Source organism: Mycobacterium sp., from assembly GCF_032162605.1.
GTDB lineage: Bacteria > Actinomycetota > Actinomycetes > Mycobacteriales > Mycobacteriaceae > Mycobacterium.
In genome coordinates this window covers 1-8640 of record NZ_JAVROT010000163.1, presented here as the reverse complement: position 1 = coordinate 8640, position 8640 = coordinate 1, and the positions used below count along the sequence as shown (strand labels likewise).

Genomic DNA, 8640 nt, shown 5'->3' with positions numbered 1-8640 from the left:
GCTTCGTCACCAGCCGCGTACCGCGCCACCATCTCGTCGTGCAGCGCACGCGCACGGGCGACGTCATCATCGGTCGCCACGGCGCAGGCGAGGCGACCGGCCAGTCGCTCGAGCGAGGCCATAATCGGAAAGAGCTGGTTGATCTGATCTTCGGTGATACGCGCAACGATCGCGCCGCGATGCGGCTGGATCTGCAGCACGCCCTCGGCGGCGAGCACCTTCAGCGCCTCGCGGATCGGCGTGCGCGACACGCCGAACCGCTCGCAGAGCTGCTCCTCGGGAACCTTGTCACCGGCGCGAAGCTCACCACGCACGATCATGTCCCTAAGGGGAGCGACGAGCGATTCGTGGAGGCTCTGGCGCACAATCTGCTCAGTCGCCATTCGTCACCATTCGCACACCATAATCACAGTCCGACCGAATCCATACGATAAGGCTTCGCATGCGCCGGATCCACCGCAAGGGATCGGCGGTCTACACCGCCACCAGGCACGCAGTGAACGAGACGGCATGTTCATGCGCGGCTCCGGCCCGTGGAGCTATCCCGTCGTCAACCTGATTCACATCCTCGGCGTCGCGGCGCTCTTTGGTGCCGTGCTCATTCTCGATCTGAGGCTGTTGGCGGTGTGGCGCCGCACGCCGCTCCTAGCGATTGCGATTGCGACCGCTACCGCGCCCGTGGCGATGGCAGGCTTCGCGCTCGCCGCAGCCGGCGGCGTCTGTCTGCTCGCGTCCAATGCTCTGGAGTACCAGAACAACGCGTTTCTGCTGGTGAAATTCGCGGCAATTGGACGGGACTCGTCAACGCCGTGGCGCTGGGTCGCACGGCGGCGTGGAGGGCCCACGCAACCCGTGCTCTTGACCGCCCCGAGGCGCGGCAGCTGGCGCTCATGGGTGGCGTTTCGCTCGTCAGCTGGGTGACAGCGGTCGCGGCCGGCCGGATGATCGGATACTGGTAATCAGTTACCCCGGGACCGCAGTGTCGCCATGACGCCGGCGGTCGCAAGGATCGAAAAGGCCAGCGCCAGTACCCAGTCCCCCAGCCGTTGGTACACAGTGGTGCGCGATCCGAGCGGAACCTCCACCACGATCACGCCCCGATAGGTGGACGGGCACCAGGCGAGTTCCCGGCCCCGCGAGTCGAAGGCCGCGCTGACGCCGGACAACCCGGTGTGCACCGCCGCGCGGCCCACCTCGACAGCGTGTACCGCCACCTGGCTGGCCAACTGCGGCTGCGCCCAACTTCCCTGGAACGTTGACGTGGAACTCTGGTACACCAGCAGCTGGGCGCCGAGTTGCACCTCCCTGCGCGGGAGGTCGGAGAAGGTCGCTTCGAAGCTGATCAACGGTCCGATGGCGATCGAGCGTCCGTGCAGTACCACCTGTTCGCTTCCGCGCCGCCGATCCTCGGCTGCGGCCTTGGTGGAGCGGGTGATCCAGCCGAGCAGCGGGCGTAGGGGCACGTACTCACCGAAGGGCACCAGCCGGGTTTTCTGGTAGGAGCCCAGTGATCCGTTGGGTCCGATGAGGACCGACGACTTGTAGATTCCCGCTGTCGGAGAGCGTGCGTCGACGTTGACGAGGAGGTCCGCGCCGACCCGCCGGGATAGGTCGATTAGGTCTGCCATGGCGGCCGGATGGCTGCTGAGGTCGACTCCGACGCTGCTCTCTCCCCACACGACCAGGTCCGGATGCTGGCCCGCCAGAGTGGCGGTGAGCGCTTCGCCGGCCGCCTGACGGGCTACGGAGTCGGCGATGTCGCCCGGCTGCACCAACGCCACCCGTACCGTCGAACCGATCGGAGGTGCCGGACTCAGCACGAACCACGCCGGGCCCAGTCCCACCCACGCCAGCGCTACCGCCAGTGTGATGACCCGACCGGGGACACCCCGCTGCAGAATCACCCCGACGATCGCGGTGTTGACCGCAACGAGCAGGAAACTTGTCATCCATACCCCGCCGAGGGAGGCCGAGGCGAGCATGGCCGGCTGGTTCCACTGCGACGCGCCCAGCAAAGCCCACGGCCCACCGAGATGATGCCAGGACCGCACCGCCTCGGCCATCACCCACGCGCTGGGCAATACTGCCACGGCGGCGAGCGTCCCGCGGAGTGTGACCGGGGCAGACAGCAGGCGGTGCGCGGCCCACCCCCACGGCACCCACAACGCGGCGAGTCCGACGGCCAGCACCGCTAGCAACGGACCGGCGCTGGGTAGCAGCCAATACTGCGTGGCCAGCACATACCCGGAAAGACCGCACCACGCCCGCATTCCGCCCTCCCGCGCCGTCGGCGCGGCGCGCACCACTAGCAGGAGCGGCGTCAAACCGATCCAGGCCAGCCACCACCACGACGGCGCGGGGAAAGCGAACGCGGGCAGCGCGCCGACAACCAAGGCCGCCGCGCGGCCGGGGGCACGCCGTGTACCCGATCCGTCGTGGGACTGCCGCGACCTCCCGGCGAGCATCACCGCCGCCGACGAGGACCCAGCCGAGCACGAAACGGGTCGGGATCAGCTGCAGCAAAGAACGTTTCCGGCCCATCCGGCACAGCGGGACCACGACCAGCCCGGCCCGGGGCCTGCTCGTCCGAGAGGATCTCCACCGGCACACACAGATCATCGCCCCAGAGCGATAGCGATGACGCCAACCGCTAAATCCTGCGCAGTTCTGCCGGGCTCATCGCAGTGTCGTTCAAGCTGGCGAGCCCGACGCGCCCGCCGCGGTACGACACAGTCCACTCCAGACGGGAAGGCTTTCGCCCGACGTCCTTCCGCATGTGGCCACCGGTTGGATTGCCGGCCGGTGTCGCGGCCGCTTTATGCTCGAGCACGGCCGCGGTGATTTCGACGTCTGGGATGGTGGCACGGTGCCGGAGACCCACGAGGAACGCATCCGAGCGGCGTTCACCCCGCAGGCGGCGACGTTCGAGGACGCGAGGCTCAACGTCGCCTTCACCTCGAGTGTGCCGTGGCTGCTGGACCATATGGCACCCGGAATCGACGACATCGCGCTCGACGTGGCCGGCGGGACCGGCATCGTCAGCCGGGCTCTGGCCAACGATGTCGCTCGTGTCGTCGTCGTCGACAGCACCCCGGCGATGATCGAAGAAGGCCGCCGACATGCCGCGTCCGAACGGCTCACCAACCTCGAGTTCGTGCGCGGCGCGGTCGCGAGCCTGCCCTTCGCCGATGCGGCGTTCACCCTCGTCTTCGCCCGGTTCGTCCTGCACCATCTGATCGACCCCCGGCGGGCGCTGGCCGAGATGGTGCGCGTGTGTCGTCCCGGCGGACGGGTGGTGGTGATGGACCTCGTGGCCTCGACCGATCCGCGCATCGCCGAACAGCAAGATCGGATCGAGCGGCTGCGCGACCCATCTCACCTTCGGATGCCGGCGCGGGGTGTAGTGCGTCGATGGCTGCAGGAGCAAGGACTCGTGGTCGACGACGTCGCGGAACGGGAGATCGACCGACCGGTGCTTCTGTGGTTGGAGCAGGCAGCGACGGACACGTCGGCTGCTGAACTGGTGTGCGAGGCCTTCGACACCGAACTGGCCGGGGAAGCGGGGACCGGGATGCACCCGCACCGCAATGCCGACGGTGCGGTGTGGTTCCGCCAACTGTGGGAGGTCACCACGGCGCGCAAGGAGTGATCGCTGAGATTGCCGAGGAGAAAGCGGCGATCTGGTCGGGCGTATGTAGAGACAACCTGTGGCAGAGCGGGGTTGTGGGACTTTAGCGCGCAGTCGAGACCTCGAAGCAGACCACCGAAACACGTCCGGTGCCGAGGGACTGCATCCGCTATCGTCTGGTGAATCAGATTTTCCGAGTGATGGAAGAGTGTACAGCGGTCGGGATTAAGAGGGGGCGAGGACACAGTGGGGAAATCGGCGGTAGGTGGTGTTCAATCAGTCGAACGAGTCTTCGACATCCTCGAGATCATGGCGACGGTCGGCGGCTCCATCGGGGTAAGCGAACTCGCCGAGCGCGCGGAGTTGCCGGTGCCGACCATCCACCGATTGATTCGCACGCTGGTCGGCAGGGGGTATGTGCGCCAGCTGCCCACCCGGCGCTACGCGTTGGGACCGCGACTGATCCGGCTGGGGGAAAGCGCGACGCGACTCCTCGGGGCCTCGTCACGCCCGCACCTTGCGCATCTGGTCGAGCAGATCGGTGAGACCGCGAACATGGCGGTGCTAGACGGAAGTATGGCGGCGTATGTAGCCCAGGTTCCCTCGGCGCACACGATGCGGATGTTCACCGAGGTCGGAAGGCGCGTGTATCTGCATTGCACGGGGGTGGGAAAGGCGATACTGCTGCAGATGCCGAACGACGCGGTCCGATCGCTGGTGGGGCGAACCGGAATGCCGGCCTACACCGACAATTCCATCACCGACATGGAGACGCTCATCTCCGATCTGGAGCGGAGCCGGCAGCGGGGTTACACGATCGACGAGGATGAGCAAGAGGTCGGTGTTCGATGTTTCGCAGTGCCGGTGCCCGCCATGCCGACCTTGACCGCGATCTCGGTGTCCGGTCCAGCGGCCAGGGTGACCCTCGACGCCGCCGACCGCATCGCACCGATCCTGCAGCACGTGGCCGCAGAGTTGAGTGCGGAGTTCGAACGGGACACCGCTCAGTAGCCGACGGGGGTCACCGGACCCACGACTGTGGCCGTCGGGTCGGCGGCGACCACTCCGAGCGCGGCGGGCAGGGTCCGACCGAGGCGGCCGGCCCGGCCGCAGTTGGTCGCCCCGCCCCGCTCCGATCCTGACCGGCCGCGTCGAGTTGTGGTTCGAAGACAACCTTGCCCCGTTCTCGACCGGCGAGAACGGGGCAGGGCATCAAGCGCAGAAGTCAGCCCCAGCCGGGCAGGACGAAGATCAGCCAGGTAGCGATCGGGGCTATAACAACCATTGAGAATCCCCATCTGACGAGCTGACGGAATACCTTGTCGCGCTGATCTTCCGCCGAGTTGGCCACCACAAGGGCACCGGAGGTGGAGAACGGGCTGGAGTCGACTACCGAGGCTGAAATGGAGAGCGCGATGACCATGCCCACCGCGCCGACCTGGCCGGTGAGCAGGAACGGTACGGCCATCGGGATGAGTGCACCGAGGATGCCGGTGGTGGACGCGAACGCGGACACCAGAGCGGCGATGAAGCAAATCAGGATGGCTGACACCAAAGGCGCGCCGAGGTGCGCGACACCATTGCCGAGCCAGTCGATGGTGCCGACTCGCTGCATCATCGCCACGTAGGTCACGATGCCGCAGATCAGCAGCACGGTCGGCCAGGCGATCTTGCTGATCGCGCCCTTGTTGATGCTCGGTGAGAACAGCGAGATCACGACGGCGACGAGCAGCGACGTGAAGGCGACGTCCTGGTTGAAGAACAGGACCGCGACGGCAAGTGCGGCGATGCCGATCAGGGTGATCCAGCGACTGCGGTCCAGGGCGATGTCGGTGGCCACGGCGGCGCCGCCGGGGACAGGGGTGGTCTGCACGGCGGTGGTGTCGGCACGGCTGGTGTGCGATCCGTGGGTCGCGATCAATTCCGGTTGATGGGAACCGCCACCGGCGCCGATCCCGCCGTCCGCGGGGGTGGTGCCGCCGTCTGCGGGGGTGGTGCCGCCGGTCGCGATGCCGTCGCCCTTGTCGACCTTGCCGAGCAGGCTCCGGCCGCCGAAGAGTACGAAGACGATCAGACCCAGGACGATGTTGAAGGCGGCCGAGGACACAAACAGCAGCACCGGGTTGCTAGGCAGGTTGTTGCGGGTGACCACGCCGTTGACGATGCTGCCGAAGATGCTGAGCGGCGAGAAACCCCCTGCACTGGCTCCGTTGATCACCATCAGGCCCATCAACACCGGGCGGATGTTGTAGCGTCTGGCGAACCCCATCGCGATCGGCGCGATGATCGCGACCGCTGCCGGGACGACGGCACCGACAGCGGTCAGCGCAGCAGTCACCCCGAACATCACCCAGGGGATCAGCACGATTCGGCCGCCGACCGACCGAACTGCTCGAGCCACGATCCAGTCGACAGTTCCATTATCCGTGGCCAGTGCGAACAGGTACGTGACGCCGACCAGGATCATGAAGAGGTCGGCGGGGAAACCGCCCAGGATGGTGTCCATGTCCTCCCCGAGTACGTACGTACTCACGATGTACGTCGCGACCAGGGCCAGCGCTCCCATGTGCACCGGCAGTACCGTGGCGATGAGAAACACCCCCGCGAGTACCAAAATCGATAACAGTTCGTGCGACACCTGGTCTCCTCCAAGTTTTGTGATGGGGCAGCGGGCAAGCAGCGCCCGTAACACTTTTCCGTATAGCGGAAGTTTCATTCCGAGCGACTAAGAGCGTGCACCCGTGACGCACGTCTCGTCAAGGGGTCATATGCCTTGCCGCACCCTCAGCCGTCTGCTGGGTGTGGTTGAACATCATTCGGAGTGGTGCGGCCGCACGAGGATTCCAGTCCAGGCTGGACGCCAAACCGATCGCCGGTCTAGTATCGAATTACGACAGAAAGTTTCCGCATTGTGGATAATGGCATGCGATGGTCGAGTCGCTGCGCTGCCACGCCCGAACGAAAGGAACCCCGATGGGTCGCCACTTTTTGCAGATCCCCGGCCCCACGAACTGCCCTGACGAGGTCCTTCGCGCGATATCGGCCGCGACTATCGATCACCGCGGCCCGGAGTTCCAGGCGCTGGGCGAGCACCTCCTCGAAGCGATCAAGCCTGTCTTCGGTACGACGAACCCGGTGATCATTTACCCGGCCTCTGGCACCGGAGCATGGGAGGCGGCGCTGGTAAACACCCTCAGCCCCGGTGACAAGGTGCTGTGCTTCGAGACCGGGCACTTCGCGACCCTGTGGCGCGAGATGGCCGACGCGCTCGGTCTTGTCATCGACTTCGTTCCCGGTGACTGGCGCCACGGCGTGGATCCGGGCTTGGTGGCCGAAAAGCTGGAGGCCGACACCGGCCACCAGATCAAGGCGGTGTGTTGCGTCCACAACGAAACCTCCACCGGTGTCACCAGCCGGATCGGTGAAGTTCGCCGGGCCATGGACGACGCCGGTCACCCGGCCCTCCTGCTCGTCGACACCATCTCCTCGCTCGGCTCGATCGACTACCGCCACGACGAGTGGAAGGTGGACGTGACCGTCGCCGGGTCGCAGAAGGGCTTGATGCTCCCACCGGGGCTGAGCTTCAACGCCGTGTCCGACAAGGCACTCGAAGCGCGCAAGACCTCAAAGCTGGCGAAATCCTTTTGGGACTGGGAGCCGATCCTGGCCGCGAACGCCAACGGCTTCTGGCCCTACACGCCTGCGACGAACATGCTCTACGGGCTGAAGGTGGCGCTGCGCATGCTGGACGATGAGGGGTTGCCGAACGTGTTCGCGCGCCATCAGCGCCACGCGGGCGCGACCCGCGCCGCGGTCCGCGCCTGGGGTCTGGAGGTGCTGTGCCTCGACGAGCGCGAACATTCGGGTTCACTCACCGCAGTCCTGGTGCCCGAGGACGTGAACGCTGACCAGATCCGCGCGGTGATCCTCGACAAGTTCGACATGTCGTTGGGCACCGGCCTGGCCAAGTTGGCGGGCAGGGTCTTCCGTATCGGGCATCTCGGTGACTTCAACGACCTCATGCTCGTCGGCACACTCGGCGGTGTGCAGATGGGACTGAATTTGGCCGGCGTGCCGATCAAGCAGGACGGTGTGCTCGCTGCGCTCGAAGTCCTGGAGAAGTGAACAGGGCCTGCGCGAACGGAAGGGGCTGACGATGACGCTCAGCGACGAGCGAGCTCACAGCACGGAATCCGAACTGCCGCAAGGTCTCACCCAACGTCTCGAGCGTGAACTCGACGGTGAGGTGCAGTTCGACGAGTATTCGCGACACATGTTCTCCCGCGACGCGAGCATGTATTCGATAACGCCGCTGTGCGTTGTCTTCCCGCGGCACGCTGACGACGTGGCGGCCACCGTGCGGATCGCCGCGGCCTACGGTGTCGCGGTCACCCCGCGCGGGGCGGGCACGAGCCTGGCCGGGCAGACGATCGGGGCGGGGATCGTGGTGGACTTCTCGCGGCACATGACGTCAATCCTGGAGTTGGACCCGCAGCGGCGGATCGCCCGCGTCGAGGTCGGCGTCGTGCAGGACGAACTCAACGGTGCCGCCGCACCGTTCGGCCTGATGTTCGGGCCGGACACGTCCACGAGCAACCGCGCCACGATCGGCGGCATGCTCGGCAACAACTCGGCAGGCAGCGGGTCGCTGAGATTCGGCATGACCATCGACCACGTCCGCGCGGTCGACGTCGTGCTCTCGGACGGATCCATCGCGCGTTTCGCGCCGGTCGACGGCATCGAACGCCACCGGCGGGCGAGCGTTCCGACCCTGGAAGGGTCCCTGTACCGCGAGCTACCGGCGATCGTCGACAAGAACAGGGATGCGATCGCCACCGGCTTTCCGCCGTTCTGGCGGCGCGCCTGCGGGTACCGCCTCGACCGGCTGGCCGATCCCGAGACGCCGTTCGACCTGGCGCGTTTCATAGTGGGGAGCGAGGGCACCCTCGCGATCGCCACCGCGGTCGAGGTGGATCTCGTGCCCAAACCCAAACACACCGTCTACGCAGTCG

At 66.4% G+C, this 8640-nt stretch carries 8 protein-coding genes; 5 read left to right on the top strand and 3 right to left on the bottom strand.

What is annotated here, in order from left to right; translation table 11 throughout:
- On the bottom strand, nucleotides 1-383 hold a 383-nt coding region (locus QOI01_RS10015; RefSeq protein ID WP_526380414.1), incomplete at its 3' end, for a GntR family transcriptional regulator.
- 127 nt (nucleotides 384-510) lie between these two features.
- On the opposite strand from QOI01_RS10015, the gene QOI01_RS10010 reads away from it, so the two are divergent.
- Nucleotides 511-921, top strand: a complete 411-nt coding sequence (locus QOI01_RS10010; protein ID WP_526380412.1) for a hypothetical protein — start codon at nucleotides 511-513, stop codon at nucleotides 919-921.
- Between the two features lie 38 nt (nucleotides 922-959).
- Here the strand turns inward: QOI01_RS10010 and lnt are convergent, their stop codons facing one another.
- On the bottom strand, nucleotides 960-2465 hold the full coding sequence (lnt, locus tag QOI01_RS10005; protein ID WP_526380410.1) for an apolipoprotein N-acyltransferase: 1506 nt from the start codon (nucleotides 2463-2465) through the stop codon (nucleotides 960-962).
- A 401-nt stretch (nucleotides 2466-2866) separates the two neighbouring features.
- On the opposite strand from lnt, the gene QOI01_RS10000 reads away from it, so the two are divergent.
- Together QOI01_RS10000 and QOI01_RS09995 are read left to right on the top strand one after the other, a co-directional pair.
- The gene (locus tag QOI01_RS10000) at nucleotides 2867-3649 is read left to right on the top strand and encodes a class I SAM-dependent methyltransferase (protein ID WP_526380408.1); all 783 of its coding nucleotides are present in this window, start codon (nucleotides 2867-2869) and stop codon (nucleotides 3647-3649) included.
- 225 nt (nucleotides 3650-3874) lie between these two features.
- Nucleotides 3875-4639, top strand: a complete 765-nt coding sequence (locus QOI01_RS09995; protein WP_526380406.1) for an IclR family transcriptional regulator — start codon at nucleotides 3875-3877, stop codon at nucleotides 4637-4639.
- A gap of 214 nt (nucleotides 4640-4853) precedes the next feature.
- On the opposite strand, the gene QOI01_RS09990 is transcribed toward QOI01_RS09995, so the two are convergent.
- Nucleotides 4854-6266, bottom strand: a complete 1413-nt coding sequence (locus QOI01_RS09990; protein WP_526380404.1) for an SLC13 family permease — start codon at nucleotides 6264-6266, stop codon at nucleotides 4854-4856.
- Between the two features lie 335 nt (nucleotides 6267-6601).
- Here QOI01_RS09990 and QOI01_RS09985 point away from each other — a divergent pair, with 335 nt between their 5' ends.
- Both QOI01_RS09985 and QOI01_RS09980 read left to right on the top strand, forming a co-directional pair.
- A complete protein-coding gene (locus tag QOI01_RS09985) occupies nucleotides 6602-7753 on the top strand; it encodes a pyridoxal-phosphate-dependent aminotransferase family protein (protein ID WP_526380402.1) in 1152 nt (383 codons plus the stop codon).
- Between the two features lie 31 nt (nucleotides 7754-7784).
- Nucleotides 7785-8640: FAD-binding oxidoreductase (locus tag QOI01_RS09980; RefSeq protein WP_526380400.1), on the top strand; the 856-nt coding region annotated here is incomplete at its 3' end.

Excerpts from the sequence above, each read along its gene's own strand:
- QOI01_RS10010 (WP_526380412.1), top strand. The coding sequence starts at position 511 with ATGTTCATGCGCGGCTCCGGCCCGTGGAGCTATCCCGTCGTCAACCTG.
- lnt (WP_526380410.1), bottom strand. The coding sequence starts at position 2,465 with ATGCTCGCCGGGAGGTCGCGGCAGTCCCACGACGGATCGGGTACACGG.
- QOI01_RS09985 (WP_526380402.1), top strand. The coding sequence starts at position 6,602 with ATGGGTCGCCACTTTTTGCAGATCCCCGGCCCCACGAACTGCCCTGAC.